At 50.7% G+C, this 17,291-nt stretch carries 20 protein-coding genes; 12 read left to right on the forward strand and 8 right to left on the reverse strand.

The genetic code is table 11. The features are described from left to right. The first annotated feature begins 50 nt into the window (after positions 1-50). Entirely contained in the window at positions 51-665 is a 615-nt protein-coding gene (locus tag AB7038_RS00295) for a TetR/AcrR family transcriptional regulator (protein ID WP_368888325.1), read from the forward strand. Between the two features lie 20 nt (positions 666-685). Here AB7038_RS00295 and AB7038_RS00300 read toward each other — a convergent pair whose 3' ends face one another. Both AB7038_RS00300 and AB7038_RS00305 read right to left on the reverse strand, forming a co-directional pair. Further along, entirely contained in the window at positions 686-1,543 is an 858-nt protein-coding gene (locus tag AB7038_RS00300) for a PhzF family phenazine biosynthesis protein (RefSeq protein WP_369452568.1), read from the reverse strand. 82 nt (positions 1,544-1,625) lie between these two features. After that, complete coding sequence (locus tag AB7038_RS00305; protein WP_369452569.1) at positions 1,626-2,747, reverse strand: MFS transporter; 1,122 nt, start codon at positions 2,745-2,747, stop codon at positions 1,626-1,628. Positions 2,748-2,961: 214 nt separating this feature from the next. Here AB7038_RS00305 and AB7038_RS00310 point away from each other — a divergent pair, with 214 nt between their 5' ends. The 4 genes from AB7038_RS00310 (at position 2,962) to AB7038_RS00325 (ending at position 5,392) form a co-directional block, all read left to right on the forward strand. Further along, positions 2,962-3,366 carry an NUDIX hydrolase gene (locus AB7038_RS00310; RefSeq protein WP_072868080.1) on the forward strand — a complete coding sequence of 135 codons (405 nt, stop codon included), beginning with the start codon at positions 2,962-2,964 and terminating at the stop codon, positions 3,364-3,366. A gap of 88 nt (positions 3,367-3,454) precedes the next feature. After that, the gene (locus tag AB7038_RS00315) at positions 3,455-4,291 is read left to right on the forward strand and encodes an AraC family transcriptional regulator (protein ID WP_368888321.1); all 837 of its coding nucleotides are present in this window, start codon (positions 3,455-3,457) and stop codon (positions 4,289-4,291) included. 85 nt (positions 4,292-4,376) lie between these two features. Then, positions 4,377-5,084: an AzlC family ABC transporter permease gene (locus tag AB7038_RS00320; RefSeq protein WP_369452570.1), complete on the forward strand. Its 708-nt coding sequence runs from the start codon at positions 4,377-4,379 to the stop codon at positions 5,082-5,084. Beyond that, a complete protein-coding gene (locus AB7038_RS00325) occupies positions 5,081-5,392 on the forward strand; it encodes an AzlD domain-containing protein (protein ID WP_024473104.1) in 312 nt (103 codons plus the stop codon). Before AB7038_RS00320 ends, AB7038_RS00325 begins: the two co-directional genes overlap by 4 nt. Positions 5,393-5,439: 47 nt before the next feature. Here AB7038_RS00325 and AB7038_RS00330 read toward each other — a convergent pair whose 3' ends face one another. Genes AB7038_RS00330 through AB7038_RS00340 form a run of 3 tightly spaced genes read right to left on the reverse strand, consistent with a single transcriptional unit; the run spans position 5,440 to position 8,231 of the window. Then, on the reverse strand, positions 5,440-6,411 hold the full coding sequence (locus AB7038_RS00330) for an ABC transporter substrate-binding protein (RefSeq protein WP_354621086.1): 972 nt from the start codon (positions 6,409-6,411) through the stop codon (positions 5,440-5,442). 13 nt (positions 6,412-6,424) lie between these two features. Then, entirely contained in the window at positions 6,425-7,165 is a 741-nt protein-coding gene (locus tag AB7038_RS00335) for an ABC transporter ATP-binding protein (protein WP_214191575.1), read from the reverse strand. Position 7,166: 1 nt separating this feature from the next. After that, positions 7,167-8,231 (reverse strand): FecCD family ABC transporter permease, encoded by a 1,065-nt coding sequence (locus AB7038_RS00340; RefSeq protein ID WP_368888317.1) that lies wholly within the window; start codon positions 8,229-8,231, stop codon positions 7,167-7,169. Positions 8,232-8,655: 424 nt separating this feature from the next. Between AB7038_RS00340 and AB7038_RS00345 the strand changes: the two genes are divergently transcribed. From AB7038_RS00345 to AB7038_RS00355, 3 genes are all read left to right on the forward strand, one after another. After that, positions 8,656-9,363, forward strand: a complete 708-nt coding sequence (locus tag AB7038_RS00345) for a GNAT family N-acetyltransferase (RefSeq protein WP_369452571.1) — start codon at positions 8,656-8,658, stop codon at positions 9,361-9,363. Continuing rightward, entirely contained in the window at positions 9,360-9,782 is a 423-nt protein-coding gene (locus AB7038_RS00350; protein WP_369452572.1) for a MerR family transcriptional regulator, read from the forward strand. Before AB7038_RS00345 ends, AB7038_RS00350 begins: the two co-directional genes overlap by 4 nt. Before the next feature lie 91 nt (positions 9,783-9,873). Further along, on the forward strand, positions 9,874-11,061 hold the full coding sequence (locus AB7038_RS00355) for an MFS transporter (RefSeq protein WP_369452573.1): 1,188 nt from the start codon (positions 9,874-9,876) through the stop codon (positions 11,059-11,061). A 42-nt stretch (positions 11,062-11,103) separates the two neighbouring features. Here AB7038_RS00355 and AB7038_RS00360 read toward each other — a convergent pair whose 3' ends face one another. Next, on the reverse strand, positions 11,104-12,411 hold the full coding sequence (locus AB7038_RS00360) for a hypothetical protein (protein ID WP_369452574.1): 1,308 nt from the start codon (positions 12,409-12,411) through the stop codon (positions 11,104-11,106). After that, entirely contained in the window at positions 12,411-13,676 is a 1,266-nt protein-coding gene (locus AB7038_RS00365; RefSeq protein ID WP_369452575.1) for a hypothetical protein, read from the reverse strand. The genes AB7038_RS00360 and AB7038_RS00365 overlap by 1 nt, the downstream gene beginning before the upstream one ends. A 183-nt stretch (positions 13,677-13,859) precedes the next feature. On the opposite strand from AB7038_RS00365, the gene AB7038_RS00370 reads away from it, so the two are divergent. After that, entirely contained in the window at positions 13,860-14,177 is a 318-nt protein-coding gene (locus AB7038_RS00370; protein WP_369452576.1) for a hypothetical protein, read from the forward strand. Next, entirely contained in the window at positions 14,174-14,659 is a 486-nt protein-coding gene (locus tag AB7038_RS00375) for a GNAT family N-acetyltransferase (RefSeq protein ID WP_369452577.1), read from the forward strand. The genes AB7038_RS00370 and AB7038_RS00375 overlap by 4 nt, the downstream gene beginning before the upstream one ends. A 1-nt stretch (position 14,660) precedes the next feature. On the opposite strand, the gene AB7038_RS00380 is transcribed toward AB7038_RS00375, so the two are convergent. Next, positions 14,661-15,251, reverse strand: a complete 591-nt coding sequence (locus AB7038_RS00380) for a TetR/AcrR family transcriptional regulator (protein WP_368888310.1) — start codon at positions 15,249-15,251, stop codon at positions 14,661-14,663. A gap of 86 nt (positions 15,252-15,337) precedes the next feature. Here AB7038_RS00380 and AB7038_RS00385 point away from each other — a divergent pair, with 86 nt between their 5' ends. Both AB7038_RS00385 and AB7038_RS18160 read left to right on the forward strand, forming a co-directional pair. Beyond that, positions 15,338-16,000, forward strand: coding sequence for a GNAT family N-acetyltransferase (locus AB7038_RS00385; protein WP_368888309.1), 663 nt, complete (start codon positions 15,338-15,340; stop codon positions 15,998-16,000). Between the two features lie 168 nt (positions 16,001-16,168). Then, positions 16,169-17,212, forward strand: a complete 1,044-nt coding sequence (locus AB7038_RS18160) for a GNAT family N-acetyltransferase (RefSeq protein ID WP_440590454.1) — start codon at positions 16,169-16,171, stop codon at positions 17,210-17,212. Positions 17,213-17,291: the final 79 nt, after the last annotated feature.

The following is a 17,291-nucleotide window of genomic DNA, read 5'->3' on the forward strand; positions in this document are numbered from 1 at the left end:
ATGTATGAGGTACAATGATGTAAATTGTTTTTATACTGATCGGTAATCAAATGGCACAAAAAGGCAGACCCCGGAATTATGACAGTGCCGCCGCACTGGATAAAATCATGGCTCAGTTCTGGCGCAAAGGGTATACCGCAACGTCTCTCGATGAACTGGCCGCAGAAACGGACATGAGAAAACCCAGCCTGTACGCCGCTTTCGGTAATAAAGAACGGCTTTATCAGCTGGCAATGGATAGGTTCGGTGAAATAGCTCAGGCGCATTATTCCGCAGCACTGGCACCAAAGACGCCCGGTGAGCCGCTGGCCGCCCGCCTGACCCGCTGGTTACAGGCAACAGTCACCCTTTATACCGGAGAGCACGGCCCTGCAGGATGTATGGTGTTATCGACAGCCGCTGCGGAAGTGTACGACCCTGCTATCCGTAAACGTCTTCAGGAAGTCATTGCGGCACAGGAGATAATGGTGCTGGATTGTCTGAATGAAGAGAAAACCGCGCTGCGCGATCCCGATTCCGCCCCGCTGCTGGCGAAAACACTGACCGCGTTTCTGCACAGTATTTCCCTGCGCGCCCGGGCCGGTGAAAGTGCGGAGCAACTGGCAGCGATGGTTCGTGCCGGTCAGATGGTATTGCAGTCTGCACTGACATCACCGGCGGAATGATATCCGCCGGCGGGTATTTCTCAGCGCAGTGAAACCTGACCCCGGATACAGTCTGTCACAGCACCGCCGACCCAAATCCCGTCTGCATCCTGCCGGACACTCAGCCAGCCGTCACGCTTCACACTTTCTCCCTGCCGCGCCAGATAGTGCGGCGGTAATGTGCCGTTGCTGATAAGCCATTGTGCCAGCGCTGCATTCAGGCTGCCGGTTACCGGGTCTTCCGCCCCTCTGCGGTTAATAAATGCCCTTACCGCAAGTGCGGCATCACTGCCTGCGGGATACCGGGCACACACGCCGATTTTATACAATGCCTTATTCCCTGACTGGCTGATCAGGCCATAATCCGGTGTAATTGCCAGCAGGCGGGCAACGGAATCCACTTCAACTCCTGTCCATGCCGGGCCGTTATCAATAAATTTTGCCTGTAAAACAGCACTGCGGGGGATGCCGTATGCCGATGCAACCGTATTACACTCGTCTTCTGTCAGATCCCGTCCGTTAATCATCGGCGGTGCGGCAAAAGCAGTTCCCTGTTCAGACTGACGCAGCGTGATAAGCCCGGCGGCGCATTCCTGAATGATATCCCGCGTTTCACTGAAACCGGTATGCTGCTTCCAGACATGGCAGCTACCCAGCGTCGGGTGTCCGGCAAACGGCAGCTCACCGTCCGGGGTGAAAATCCGGACACGGTAATCAGCCTGCGGATCCTGCGGTTTGAGCAGGAATGTGGTTTCGCTGAGATTTGTCCAGCGGGCAAAGCGATGCATCTCTTCATCCGTCATATCATCCGCATCAATCACCACCGCCAGCGCATTGCCGAGCAGCGGTACATCAGAAAAAACATCAACCTGGTAAAACTGATAAGTGCGGGTATTCAACGTTATTATCCTTTTTATGTGGTAACAGAGCAGAGCTGATGATTTTTATCACAGAAAACGATTATGATGAAATCATTAACCATCATTGTGACCAATCGCTCATGCAGAAAACGGATTCTTTTTCCGGGATTACCGCCATTGCCGCCGCCTGTTGCCGGACTTTCAGCCGCACTGAGATAAAAGCTGCCGCCGCAAAGGCAATTCCCGCCCAGATAATGGTTTCAACACCAAAACTGCGGATCATTCGTCCGCCTGCCATTGCCCCCAGGGTGATCCCGAGATTGGAAAAACCGATATACAGGCTGTTGGCAAACTCCGGTGTATTTCCGGCCTCACGCAGCAGCCAGGTCTGACTGACAATCAGCCCGGACGTATGCAGTATTCCCCAGAGCACCACCACCGGCACCATCAGCCACGACGAAGCACCACAAAGCCAGACTGCCAGATAAATCAGGATAAACAGCAGCGGATACAGTGACGTGGTTTTAATGACATTGCGCTGCAAGTACCGGCTGAAAATAAAGTTGCCGAAATAACCACTGATGCCGAATACCACCAACAGCGCACTGGTCATATTGTTGGAAAAACCGGTGATAGTGACGAGATAATCGGCAATATAGCTGAATCCTGCAAACATTGCGAAAAAAATCAGTGTCACTGCCGCAATACTCAGCCACACATCACCGCGTTGCAGAATCGCCAGCTGTTCACGCACTCTCAGTACCTGTGTCACCGGTAATGACGGCACAAACAGCGCGATCCCCGTAAAAGCAACCACACTGGTCAGCGCACCGAACCAGAATGCGGCACTGAGTGTAAAAATTTCCGCAATAAAGGCACTGAGAGGCATTCCCGGTACCATCCCGACAGCCACTCCGGAAAAAACAATGGCAATCGCATGGGCGGATCGTGCAGGCGGTACCACATTGGCTGCCACCACCAGGGCAATGGCAAAAAATACAGCGTGCGTCAGTGCAGGTAAAATACGGAAAAATAGAATCACATCATACTGATGCGTGATGGCAGGCCCGGTAATGGCGACCACCACAGCATAGATACTGACCAGAAACCCGACCTGAGGTGCCGTGATCTGCAACTGTTCCGTCAGTTGCGGCAGCAAACCTATTACCGCCACTTCAGTGGTAATGACACCAAACACCGCCAGTGACAGAGAAAGTAAAATCAGCATAACGTTATTTTGCATAGAGATACCCGCAGGAGACACGATATTTGTCCCTGATATAAATAATGTGAATTAAAAGTGCGGATATATCCGGTGCTTATCCTGCCAAATCTGCGGTCCGCACGGAAGATCAGTCACGGAAACTGTCAGTAGCAAAAAAGTTGACACTGACCGGAACACACAGTGTCATAATGGCTGCAAAGCACACATTCACCCCGGTGATAAAGGAACTGCGATGAGCGCAAAAATGATCGATAAACTGGCGTTAATTACCCTGAAAGACGGCAAAGTGGCGATGGTACGCTCCCATAACAAAACCCTGTTCTACGCGCCGGGCGGCAAACGTGAAGCCGGTGAAACTGACGAACAGGCACTGTGCCGCGAAATTGATGAGGAACTGACGGTAACCCTGGAACCGGACACCATTACGTTTTACGGGGAATTCACCGGCCAGGCGGACGGCAAACAGGATGGCACACAGGTGCGTATCCGCTGTTATCAGGCGGAATTTACCGGCGTACTGCAACCGGCAGCGGAAATTGCTGAACTGGACTGGCTGGACAGCCGTGATCTGCCCCGCTGTTCTCTGGTCGCGGCACTGATTGTGAAAGACCTGGCGGCACGGAAACTGATCGGCTGATATCGTACGGCTGCGCAATTTTGTACAAGACAGAATGTAACGCAGTGTGATAATAACCGGTTACCGTAAAGACAGAGCAGGACACACCATGCAGAGTGACGAACACGCCCGCGAACAGGCGGACTATTTTCATCTGGACGATTTTTATGGTCTCGGGATGATCTCTGCGCGTTATTATCAGCAAAAATTCAGCCGCCATACGCACGAAGGCTTTTGTATTGGTGTGATTGACGAAGGTGTTCAGCAGTTTTTCCGTACCGGCAGTAATCATTATGCCCCGACCGGCGATATCATCCTGGTGAATTCCGATGAAATCCACACCGGTTCCTCGGCTCTGGAAACCGGCTGGGCCTACCGCGCGATTTATCCGACACCAGAGATGCTGAACACGCTGATGCAGGATCTCAAATCTGCCGATCAGGGCTTTGTCCCCTGGTTTTCTCACGCAGTGGTGCATGATCCCGGCCTTGCCGCGCAGTTACGCCTGTTGTTTGATGTATTGCTGAAGCCGGATAACCGGCTGCTGAAAGGTTCCCTGTTGCTCTCAACGCTGGCCTGGCTTATCACCCGCCACAATAAAAAAGGCTTTCGCCCGGCGGAGATCACCCCGGCCGGTCAGCGCCTGCAGCATATTGCTGAGATGATGAACAGCCATCCGGAAACCGATTACTCCCTGGATGAACTGGCTGCAATGGCGAATCTCAGCCCGTGGTATTTTCTGCGCCAGTTCCGTCTGCGTTACGGCATGCCGCCCCACGCCTGGCTGATTCAGGCGCGTCTGCGCAAAGCGCGTCAGCTGTTGCAAAACGGCGGACGCCCGGCGGATGTCTCTTTACAGTGCGGATTTACCGACCAAAGCCACTTTACCCGCCATTTTAAACGGGCAATGGGGGTCTCACCGGGCAAATTTATGCAGCGCCGCTGATCCCGCTGAACAATTTTGTACAATCTTCCTGTTATCGTGTCATGGCAGAGTATCCGGACTGTTTTACGCTGTACGGATGATAACAATGACAACCACCACAGATTTACCCGCCTCTCCGCTGAAAGATTTCCTCACCGGCGCACTGCATATGACCCCGCTCAACCTGGCCGTGGTGCCGTGGGCGATCCTTGCCGGATCGATGGCGGTGGATAGCGGCCTGACCTTTGCACAAAGTGTCGCGATGTCCGCCATGGTCTTTGCCGGTGCCGCCCAGCTGGTGACACTCGGCCTGCTTAACAGCGGCGCCGGGGTGATCACCATTATCGTCTCAGTCTTTTTTATCACCTCACAACATCTGCTGTACGGGCTGACGCTGCGCCCGCATGTGCGCCTTTTTTCCCCGCTGCAACGGGCTGGTATCGGCTTTCTGCTGACGGATGAACTGTTTGCTGTCAGTGTCGCCGGGCGGCAGCGCCTGAGTTTTGCGTATCTGTTCGGTGCCGGACTGAGTTTTTATCTGGTCTGGGTGCTGGTCAGTATTCTCGGCATTGTGCTGGCACACAGCATCAGCGACCTGAGCCAGCTCCGGCTCGACTTTTCGGTGGTGGCGACATTGCTGGCGATTGTTGTGCCGCTGATCAAATCAAAAAGTGCGCTCGCCGGGGCCCTGTTCTCCTTTATGGTCACGATTATACTGACCCGCGCCGGAATTCAGGGCAGCGCGGTGATTGCCGGGGTCAGCGCTATGCTGCTGGCGGTTCTTCTGGGACGTAAATGGGGGGATGTAAAATGAGCTGGGGATTGATACTCGCACTGACACTGATGCTGTTTTCACTGCGCTTTATTTTTCTGATCCCGGGATTACCGCTGCGGCTGCCGGTCTTTATTCAGCAGGCACTGACCTATTCCGCCCCCTGTCTGCTGGTGGCTATTTGCGCGCCGATTGTATTATTAGAGGAACAGCAGTTCCGTGATATCAGTGATAATCCGTATTTATGGGGTACGCTGTTCTGTATTATCGCTGCACGGCTGATTAAAAATACCCTGCTGACTGTGGTCCTGACGCTGGTATTTTTTTACACCCTGATTTATCTGTTCTGATTATTTAACTGTCCGCACCGGAAACCCGGTGCGGAACTCAGTAAACATTACGGTTTTTCGTGAATTTCCTTTGCCAGTACCGGCAAAATATCAATTGAACGTGGTCCGGGCACCAGTTCAGACAGATTGACTTTAATATAATTTCTGTTTTTCACCGCTTTTACGCCCTGCATTTCCGGCATGGCTTCAATAAACGCGACTTTCTGATCATAATCATCATCATTACGGAAACCTTTATAAACAGGAATAATGATCACTTCCGGATCAGACATAATCACATCTTCCCAGTTGCCGACTGCCCAGGTTTTTCCGGTATTTTTACCGGCAAAAATATTCTTAACGGAAATCAGTTTCAGCATCTCTGAGGTATAACCATCAAAGAAGGTATAGGGTTTGCCGTCCTGAGAATCAAAAATAAAGGCGGTTTTTTCCGGATACGCCTGAATCTGGCTGATAACGGTATTTAGTTTTTCTTTTTCTGCCGCCACGTATTTTTCAGCCGTCTCTTGCACACCGAAGATCTCACCAAATTTCAGCATATCGTTAAAATAGGTATTCACATCTGCTTTCGGTGATGTCATGGATTCCGGCACATAAACGGCAACCCCTTCCGGCACAATTTTATTGGCTTCCAGTGCCAGTTTCGAGAATGAGTTTGCCCAGCCGGTGGCGAAATCGGGTTTGACGGACATAAAGACTTCATAAGACGGCCATTTTTCTGCCAGTACAGGAATTTTGTCATACGCCGCTTTAACCGGCGGATAAATCGGCTCTTCCAGAAAAGCGGTACCGACCATACGGTCCCCCAAATCCAGCGCCAGCAGCATTTCGGTGGTAATCTGACTGAGAGAAACAATACGCTGCGGGGATGTTTCCGGTTTAAAGTGATATTCGTTGCCATCCAGCTTTGCGCTGAATTCAACCGGGACGTAAGCCTGTTCTGTTTTATTTTCCGCAGTGGCTGTCACGGAAAATAATGCGGAGATAACCAGAGTACTCAATAATAATTTTTTCATCATTCCCTCATCCGGATTATAAAAATATGGCGACACGGTCTTCGACCGGTAATACCGTAAATTCCACACCAAATACATCAAACAGACACTCCCGGGTTAATACTTCCGCCGGTGTGCCCTGTGCATAAATTTTCCCGTCATTCATCAGAATCAGATGCTGACAGTATTTTGCGGATAAATTAATATCGTGAATGGTCATAATCACCGTGGATTCTGATGCGGCCAGCGCTTTCATTACTTCCACTTTATAGCGGATATCCAGGTGGTTGGTCGGTTCATCCAGGATCATAATATCGGTTTCCTGGGAAAAACATTTCGCCAGCATCACCCGCTGTTTCTCACCACCGGACAGCGCGTGATACTCTTTATTTTTCATTTTTTGCAGACCAAACAATGCCATGTAGTTGTCTGCAATCACAAAATCCCGGTCGCTGTAATCCACGTAGTGTTTTTTATACGGCATTCGTCCCATCACCACGATTTCCTCAATGGTCAGTTTGCCTTCCACCTGGTCATTAAACTGTGTCAGTACCGAGATATTGCGGGCGAGTGATTTGACGGAGAACTGAGCCACATCCGTATTATCAAAAAAAACGGTGCCCCGTGTTTTGATATCCCGGTAAATATGCCGTAATAAGGTTGTTTTACCGGAGCCGTTAGGCCCGACAATACCGATCACTCTTTTGCCGGAAAATGATAAATTAATGTCTTTCAGTATTCCGTTATAATTCAGGTCAGTAATATCAACAGTACTCACGTTACCGGCTCCTGTTCGCTTTAATAATGATATAAACAAACAGCGGTGCACCTATCAGTGAGGTCAGAATACCTACCGGAATCTCCTCCGGTTTAAACCAGCTGCGGGAAATCGTATCAATAATCACCAGAAATGCACCGCCGACCAGGCAGGAATAGAGCGATAACTTAAAGTGTTTCACCGAAATGGTATTACGGACAATATGCGGAATAATAAGTCCTATAAACGCAATAACACCAACGTTGGCCACAATAATAGACACCACAAATGATGATAAAATAATCACCGCCAGCTTGATGGCTCCGACATTTACACCTAATTGTGCAGATGCATCCGCCCCTAACAATAACGTATCAAGTACATTGCTGAATAACAGACAAAAAATTAATACTGCAATTAATGCCACCAGCGGCAGCGGTATATAAGACCATTTAATACCGGAGAAACTGCCCAGCATCCAGAACATCGCGCTTTTAACCTGACTTTCATTCTTGGACAGATAAATAATGGCAGTAGTGATAGCAGAAAACAGACTGGAAATACCGATACCAATCAGCACCAGATTGGTCATATTACTCTTTTTGAAATTAAATAAGACAATAATGGCAGTGGAAATCAGTCCCCCGGCAAATGCTCCGATATAGACATTATACGGTGACATAAATGCAAATAATCCGAGTACAATGGCCGATACCGCCCCTGCGCTGGCTCCGGAGGAAACCCCGAGAATATACGGGTCGGCCAGTTCATTGCGGGTTATCGTCTGCATCAGGATCCCCACCAGTGACAGGGATGCACCGGTAATCGCCACCAGGATAATCCGGGGCAGACGGATATTATAAATGATGGTTTCATACGGCAGGAGGTCATCACCGTTGATGCCCCCGGTAATAATTTTGATTACCGTATCCAGCTTCTGATGAAACTCCATATTGACGCTGCCGTAAAAGAGTGAAAAAAACATGGCAGCAAGTAATACAGACAGACAGATAAAAAATTGTGAAAAATTCCGGCCATTCAGTTTCTTTTTACGCTGAACGGGTGTTTCTTTTACTGCTTCACTCATTACTGTTAACCTGTATTTCATCAGATCAGAGTCTGTTAACAGATTTACGGAAATATCACATTATGATAACGAAATACCGCCATAATTTGCCTGTCAGTCTCTGTTTCCACTATTTTTCTGATTATAGCGGAGAATACGTCGCGGTTATGTACTCCCCCAGAGTATATTCCGGGAAATAATCAGTAAATATCCATATTTAATGATCTGTATCTGATTAGCACAGAATAAAACGCCGGAATATTCTCCGGCATTTTATTAATCTGAATAACATTATTTTACCGCATCAATATTATTCTGCCGGAAAGTCGTGCAGCGAGTACCCGTCGCTGAAGTGGTTCTCTGGAATTTTAAAAAACCGGTTCTTTTCTCATCCCGTTCAGCATATTACAGTACAGGAAAGCAAAACAGCGCGGAGAGAGAATAAATGAGTCAGATAAATGCGTTCGGACAAATTGTCGGTGATATCGTTCCGGACTGGAGCGCCCGCCCTTACCCTGCCCGCATCAGTGCGGAAGGCCGTCACTGCCGGATCGACCCGCTGAGCCCGGCCCATGCGGATGACCTGTACCGGGCATTTTCACTCGCCCCTGACGGGCGTTACTGGACCTGGCTGCCGGATGAGCCGCCGGCTGATCTGAATGAATACCGCGCCCGCACCGAAAAAAATGTGCAATCGTCGGATCCGCTGTTTTTCACGATCTCGGATAAACACACCGGCAAAGCCGTTGGTCTGTTTTCCCTGATGCGGACCGATGAGAAAAACGGCGTCACCGAAGTCGGCCACGTCCATTTTTCCCCGCTGCTCAGCGGCACTGTAATGTCAACGGAAGCCCACTGGCTGCTGATGAAATATGTATTTGATACCCTCGGTTACCGCCGCTATGAATGGAAATGTGACAGCCTCAATGCACCGTCACGCAATGCGGCACTGCGTCTGGGTTTTCAGTATGAAGGCTGCTTCCGTCAGGCGCGGGTGGTCAAAGACCGCACCCGTGACACCGAATGGTTTTCCATTATTGACAGTGAATGGCCGGTAGTTAACCGCGCCCTGGAACAGTGGCTGTCAGCGGATAATTTCACCCCGGACGGCAAACAGATCCACTCCCTGGCATCTCTGCGTGATGCAGTATGAAAATGATTAATATCGGCCGTGTCGCTGAACTGACCGGCCTGACAACCGCCACTATCCGCTATTATGAAAGCAAAGGCCTGATCACGCCTGCAGGGCGTAAGGGCCTGACCCGCATTTATGATGAAGAGGTGCTGACCCGGCTGTCCCTGATCATTCTCGCCAGACAGGGACATTTTTCACTGGATGAAATCGCGGTAATGCTCAGCGAACTGCCGTCGAAAGGAATTGAACGGACGGCAATTCAGGCAAAAATCACAGAAATTGACCAAAAAATCCGCGAAATGCAAAATCTGAAACAGGGATTGCTGCATATTGAGCAATGTCCGGCAGAAAACCATCTGGCGTGCCCGAAGTTCCGCAAAATCCTGAGTGTCAGTCTGAAAAAAAACAGAAGCAAAGCGGTGAAAAACCCCGCTTGACTTAAAGTTAACTTGAAGTTGTATCATCCGGCATACTGATTTCCGTCTGATGTCATTATTCACTTTTTCTGTTGAATAATAAGGAATTATTATGCCGCGTTCTGTTTACTGGCTCTCCGCCGCCTTAGCTTTATTTACCACCGGAAATGCCCTGGTGCTTTCCGTTGCCGTCCTTATCGGATCACAACTGGCGGAGGATCCGGCACATGCCACGATCCCGCTGCTGGCACAATATATCGGCCTGATTTCCGCCTCGGTGCCGATGGCTCACTTTATGATGCGCTTCGGTCGCCGCGCCGGGTTTATTCTCGGTAATATCGGCGGGCTGACCGGTGCATTACTGGCAATCGCCGGTATTTATACACACAACATGCTGCTGTTCTCTGCGGGAACGTTCTTTACCGGTATTGCCATCGGTACCGCCCAGCAATACCGCTTTGCCGCACTGGAGGAAGCCCCTGCCGCTCTGCGGGCAAAGGCTATCGGCGTAGTGATGAGCGGCGGGATTATCGCCGTGCTGATAGGGCCGTCACTGGCGATGTCCACCCGGACACTGGTGGCGGCTTATCCGTTCCTCGGTACGTTCGGGGCGCTGACGGCTATCTATCTGATGGCTTTTATTCTGCTGACATTCTTACCGCTGAAAGCTCAGCTTCCTGCTCAAACCGGTAATACAACGGCAAACCGGCCTTACCGGCAGTTATATTCCCAGCCGCTGCTGATCCTGATCGCGGTGGTCAGTGGAGCCGGATATGCATTAGTGGTATATATGGCCGGCGCGTTCCCGCTGGCAATGAAAGCACAGGGATTTGAATTCCCGGCAATCGCCTTTGTATTTCAGTGTCATATCCTGGGAATGTTTGCCCCCTCTTTCTTTACCGGGCAGTTGATCAGCCGGGCCGGGGTAAAATGCTTTGTCTGGCTTGGGGTGATTTGCCTGTTAATCAGTAATGCAGTCAGCCTGACCGGCAACAGTTATGCCCATTTCCTGATTGCCATGACCTCGCTGGGACTGGCCTGGAATTTTATTCTGATCAGCACCACGCATCTGTTGCCGCGCACTTATACCGGCAATGAACGGGCAAAAATCCAGGGCGCGACCGATTTTCTTATCTTCAGTTTCGGGGCGCTCGGCAGTCTGCTGGCCGGGTTCGCCTTCTATTACGCGGGCTGGTATTCCGTTAATGTCGCCGGGCTGGCAACCGGTATTGTGATTCTGGTGGTGATGTTTTTACTGCGCCACAGTATGAATGAATCTCCGGCAGAAAATACAGCCTGACGATCCCGCCGCCGCTGTCGTTACAAACAGCGGCGGATGTGCTTACTGCACAGGTGAGGTGGCATACTCCAGTCCGTCACGGTTTCCTTTCGGAGTACTGCTGTAGTTACCGTCAGGAAAATAAAACAGTCGGTTGTGCCATTTATCAAATAACGCGGTTTCCCCGTATGCTTTCGTGAGTGCCGCTGCGCTATTCCAGTTCTGCCCGCCATCATCCGATACCCGGGTGTCTGAATGTAACTCAGCTATCAGTAGCTCAGTGCCGGCATACAAACCGGAAATATAACTGCCGCCGGTTTCCAGTACCGGTGAATAATCCCCGTTACAGTTCAGATGATTCACACTTTGACGCCTGCGCTCTTTTTCTGTCAGTGTGAAATAAAATTCACCGCCGGTTGTGCTGTCCAGTGCACCTATCTCCCCCGGGATAAGCAGATCAGACTCCGTTTTCAGTGTCCGGGTATTAAAGCAGACCAGGGCAACATTTTCCGGGTCGTTTCTTTCATCCGCCATCCATGCCGCGACCTGCCCGTTACCGTTATAGTGCCAGTAAATGCTTTTCAGGCTGACATACTGTTGCCCGTAACGGTCGGTGGTTCTTTTTTTTCGGTGGTTCATACTGAACAACAGACGCCAGTTTTGTCCGTAATCACGCGTCTGATACAGTGTGTTGTTCTGAACCATAAGTCCGCTGCCCGGTGCGGTAACGGCGATAATCTTTGCATCACCCGCGACTTCCGGCATCTGCCACTGCGATAACCAGCGCCAGTTCTGACCACCGTCCCCGGAATAGAAAACATAATTTTTGTACGACCCGTAATCCTGAAACAGGATCAGGCACTGACCCTGCTTATCACAGGCCTGGCTTTCTGCCCGTCCCATAAACATAGCACTGACCCGCAAATCGCCGTCCTGCTCCGTCATAATATAGGTTACCGGCACCAGCGGTCTGCTGCCGTAGACTTCACTGCGTCTCAGTTCATAGGTCTGTTTTTCCAGATAATCACTGATCGCTTTTTTATCCGGAGATATTTTCAGGTTCAGCAGCGGAATATCCGTGTCTTTTACCGGGTCAAAACCCACATTTTTACTGTGGCGGCACGTGCGGGTTTCCCTGTCGCAGCTCTCCAAATCAACCCGCATAGCATCTCTGACACCGGTTATCATCACTCCGTTCTGAAAAGAGCTGATGACCCGTGAGGATAATTTTACGGTTTCTTTTTCCGGCTGATAACTGCGGATGCGTTTTCTGTCCGGCGCGGAAAAAAACGAATCTGAAAACGTCAGCATCAGTGACGTTATAAACACAATGGCCAGAAGCGTAATCCGGGTGCGTCCGTCTGCAAACATCAGTTAATTTCCTGTACAACTGTGTTTTTGCCGTTCCGGATTCTGAGCTGTATCAGCATCTGCCTGACAAAAACAAAACGGGCCGCCCCTGCTGAATTTTTCCGCACAAGCAGCGTCACCACTTCAATCAGCAGCAGAATTCCGCTGATAACCATCATAAACATCAGTGCCATACCACCCAGTGATTTTGCAGCATGCAGCCAGTCCCATTTATCCGGGGTGCCTTTAATACTCCACAAATCATTGAATATAAAAATCATCATCAGCAGCATCATCACCAGAAAAATACCGGTAAACATCTTATACATCAGTTTCACCTGCTGTGAGGATATCGCCATGCCGTCCGGTTTAAGGTAAGCACTGTGATCACGTTCATTATAAAGACCGGTAATGACACCTTTCTGCTGATTGACAATCAGATTGACAGGATCATCCGCGGCAATAAAAAACGGATGGCTGCGGAAAAACAGCGGATTGATATCTTCTGTCATTGAGCTGTAATAGTTACGCAGTGTGAACGGAACGCCGCTGCACAAAAAATAATATTCAATATAGTCGCGGCGGGATTTACCGCTGCCGGTAAAATCGCGGACAGAACGGAGATCTGTAACGGTTCCCTGCACACCGGTCAGTGTCAGGTTTTCCGCATAGCGGTAATCTTCCGGGCGGACCGAATCCAGTTCATTGAAACGTTCTTCATCCCCCGGCTTCCGGGACAGGGCGTTTTTCGTTGTACCGGGCAGCAGATATTCAGCCTGAGAACAGATAGCGGTATTCCCCGCTTTAATCTGTGTCAGACCGTTCAGAAGATGCTTCATGGTTCTGCTGTTGGTCACCAGCAGTGCCTGAACTGACGATGCCAGCATCCACAATCCCGCGCCGAAAACGAGCATCAGTATCAGCGCGGCAATCACACCCGACAGTTGTGTGAAAAACAGCCAGACAGATAAAATGACCATCGCCAGGGAAAGTGCCAGTTTTTTCAGGTTACGCAGATTACCGGTGCCCTCTGTCACCGGGTCCAGATTACCGTGCTCCGGCGATACCAGCCAGTGCAGCCAGTAACTGCCGTCAGCCAGCGGACGGGCACCGATAAAGACCCGGTCCCCCTCCTGCAATTTTTTCAGCACGGCTTTGTCACTGAACTGAGAAGCAAAGGTATAAAACACGTAGTCACCCGCCAGGATACGGCGGTAATTATGTTCCGGTTTAGCGTTGTGATCCTGCCGGACAAAGGGAAGATCAAAAAAACAGACTTTTTTCATAACGGAAAGAGTACCCGGTAATCACTGATTAATTACCCCGAGTTTATCGTTTCAGTGCGTTGCAGAAAACCGTACAGGCCGCAATTCACCGGAGAAAGCCTGTTTTTAAGGTATTTCTCAGTGTTTCAGGTTAGTGTCGGGGAATCATCACTCCCGCTGACCCGGCGCAAGGACAGATAATTAATGACCACACAATATGATGACCCGCGTTACCGCGCCCCTGAGCTGGCGCAGTTTTATGATATGGATAATGAATGGCGGACCGGTTTTGATATGTATCTCACCCGGGTGGCCACTGCCGGACGGATTTTGGATCCGAGCTGCGGGCTGAGTGAGTCACGGCAGACTGCTATTCTGCATCTGCTGGCGGATGCCCTGCACGGTCATACAGCAGCGATCCGCCGGACAGATTACACCATTGAACAGAGCCGGGCGCTGTTTCAGCCGGTACTGGCATTAATTACCGAACTTATTGAAAGCCACGGAGCATCATTATCATGAATATCCGCCCGGTTACCGGTTTACCCGGTGATTTACCGCTGCTGGAAAGCATTGCTCAGGTTTTACATCAGGAATGGCAGGAACTGCCGCAGTGGCAGACAGCGGAAATTATCCTGGCGCGTCTGATAAAACGGATGAACGGTGATAACGGTGAAATACTGTTTGTCGCCACCGATAAAAACGGCGCACTATCGGGGACAGCCAGCCTGATCTGGCGGGAGCTGAAAACCTGCCGCATGGCAAATGCGGACTGGTGGACGGGCGAGATTTACACCCTGCCCGCTGCCCGCGGACAAGGCCTCGGCAGCGCACTGACACAGGTCGTCTTTGCCGCCGCCGGAGAGCGACGCCTGGCAGCACTGAATCTTTACACGCCGGATAAACAGGCCATGTATGCACGGATGGGCTGGCAGGCTATGTATGATGATGTGATCAATGACGAGCTGGTCACAGTGATGCAGCGGACAGTCAGCGAAGCGTGATTCAGGGCTTCAGCGCCTTTCTCAGCAACACCTGCAATCCGCAGAGAAACGCCTCACGGCTGAACTCAGGTTCCATCAGTTCCCGCCCCAGCGTGCCGTCCGCCATCACCAGCAGCCAGGACGCAGTTTGTGCCGGATCCAGCTGCGGATCAATCTCTCCGGCGGTCATCCCGCGTTTGAGCACATCACAGAATTTTGCGTGCAACCGCTGCTCATTAACAACAAAAGCCGTATTCAGCTCAGGGTTACGGCTTGCCTCGGTGATAATCTCCAGGCTGAGGCGGGTATAACCCGGCTCGTTATACAACATAATCAGTGCCGTTATCATTTTTTCAATGATATTTACGGCATGGCCCTGCTCATCACCGATACTCAGAATCGCCTTGTGGTCATCTTCGTCCAGTTCCGCAATCGCTTCAATGATGGCGTATTTAGTCGGATAGTAATGAAACAGATTCCCGGGGCTCATCCCGGCGGCTTTACAAATCTCTGCCGTCGAGGTGGAGTGAAAACCTTTTTCGATAAAACAATGCATTGCAGCGTCAAGGATCTGACGGCGTTTGCGCTGCTGCTTTTCCGTTAATTTTTCCATAAGGAAGTCTCCCCTAAAAGCCGGATAATAAAAACCAGACTGATTACTCTATCTATTATAATACCACATTTTCTGTATTGAAGATTATGACAAACATAATAAAAAACAGTACCTCTGACGCTGATAACGGCAGACTAATAACAGAATGTCTGGATGAAACCGGGTTAGAGCCTGCCACTGCCCTGTTTTATCAGGCATTTTCATCCAAATTCAAAACGGTCAGCACCATGCCGGATGCACAGCGTCAGGCCGTGCTGGCTATGTTCTGGCAGCGCGGACTCAGTGACCCGTATGACCGTCACTTTCAGGTGAAACGTAACGGTAAACTGGTTGCCGTGTACGGCCTGACTTACGGGGTCAGACACCCGCCGCAGAATGCTCCGGCACAGGTTTCTTCTCTGGCTATCCTGCGCAGGGCCGGTTTTATTCCCTTTCTGAAAATCCGCCGGATTTTTCAGATGTTTGTCCATATTCCGGCAGCGGACACGGCTTATCTGTCCTACCTGTGTGTGGATGAATCACTGCGTGGTACCGGGATCGGCAATCAGATTCTCGATGAGATCACCGCACAGTTGCGGGCGGATCCTGCCATTCACCGGTTATCACTGTATGTCTCTGACTTAAATATAAAAGCCAGAGAGTTATATCTGCGCCGGGGTTTTCAGGATGTGAAATACGAAACCTCACGCACCACCGAACGCTATATGGATATTTACGGCTGGTATTACATGGCCTTACCCACACTATAATGAGCTGATTATGTTTATTCTGCCACAATGATGAGTGACGCTGTCACTTGTATCGAATGCCCGTCGGATGATATCAGGCTGAATGGGGTCCGTAATTATGATATTACTGATGCACATATTGATTTTTATGCACGATGCATAATTCTTTTACCAGCGACGGACAGACACATGACACCGATTAACTGGCAGACTGCCGCCCTGCACGACCTCTCCCCGCAGACACTCTACCGCCTGCTGGCGCTGCGCAGCGCGGTATTTGTGGTTGAACAGATCTGCTGTTATCTCGACCCGGACGGTGCCGATCTCACCGCACTGCACGTTTGGGCGGAACAGGACGGTGAAATTATGGCCTGCTGTCGTATTCTGCCGCCGGAAAACAGCACGGCACCGGCAGCTATCGGCCGGGTGGTCATTAATCCGTTATTTCGCGGGCAGAAACTGGGCTATCCGCTGATGGCGGCCGCTGTACAGGCGGTACACCGGCATTTCGGTACACGGCGGATTATTATCAGTGCGCAGGCACATCTGACCGCGTTCTATGAAAAATGCGGTTTTACCGTCTGTTCAGACGTTTATGATGAAGACGGTATTCTGCATTGTGATATGTTCCGCCCGCCACTGCTGCTGTCGGCTCAGGAGCGGCAGGATGTGATGACCTTCGCGGACAGTGATCCGGATGAAAACTCGTGGGTTGCCGGAAAACCCCGCACAGCAGAGATTACGGTCAGTGAATATGATCCCGCCTGGCCCGCCGTTTATGCACAGGAAAAACAGCGCATTCTGGATGCACTGGGTGATAAAGCTCTGCATGTCGAACATGTCGGCTCGACTGCGGTTCCCGGGCTGGCGGCCAAACCGGTGATTGATATCGACTTGATTGTCACCGACCCGGCCAATGAAGATGCCTGGCTTCCGGCTCTGATTGCTCTCGGCTATGAACATACCGTCCGCGAGTCCTCGTGGTATCAGCACCGGATGCTGAAACAGGAGCAGCCGCAGGTCAATCTGCATGTATTTGCCCCGCGCTGCCCGGAGCATCTGCGTCATATTTTGTTCCGCGACTGGCTGATAAGCCATCCGGACGATCTTGCCGCTTATGCACAAAGTAAAATGACGGCAAAAGACGGAGTCAGTAACACCATGGATTACAACCGGAAAAAACACGACACCGTACAGCAGATTTATACCCGGCTGTTTGCCGCATTGTCATAAAACAAACCTTAAGGCCGTTTAAGCACCGCCATTGTCTGTTATTCACAGGCAATGGTATGATGCCTTTATCCATCAACTC

This window comes from Morganella morganii, assembly GCF_041099235.1.
Lineage (GTDB): Bacteria > Pseudomonadota > Gammaproteobacteria > Enterobacterales > Enterobacteriaceae > Morganella > Morganella morganii_E.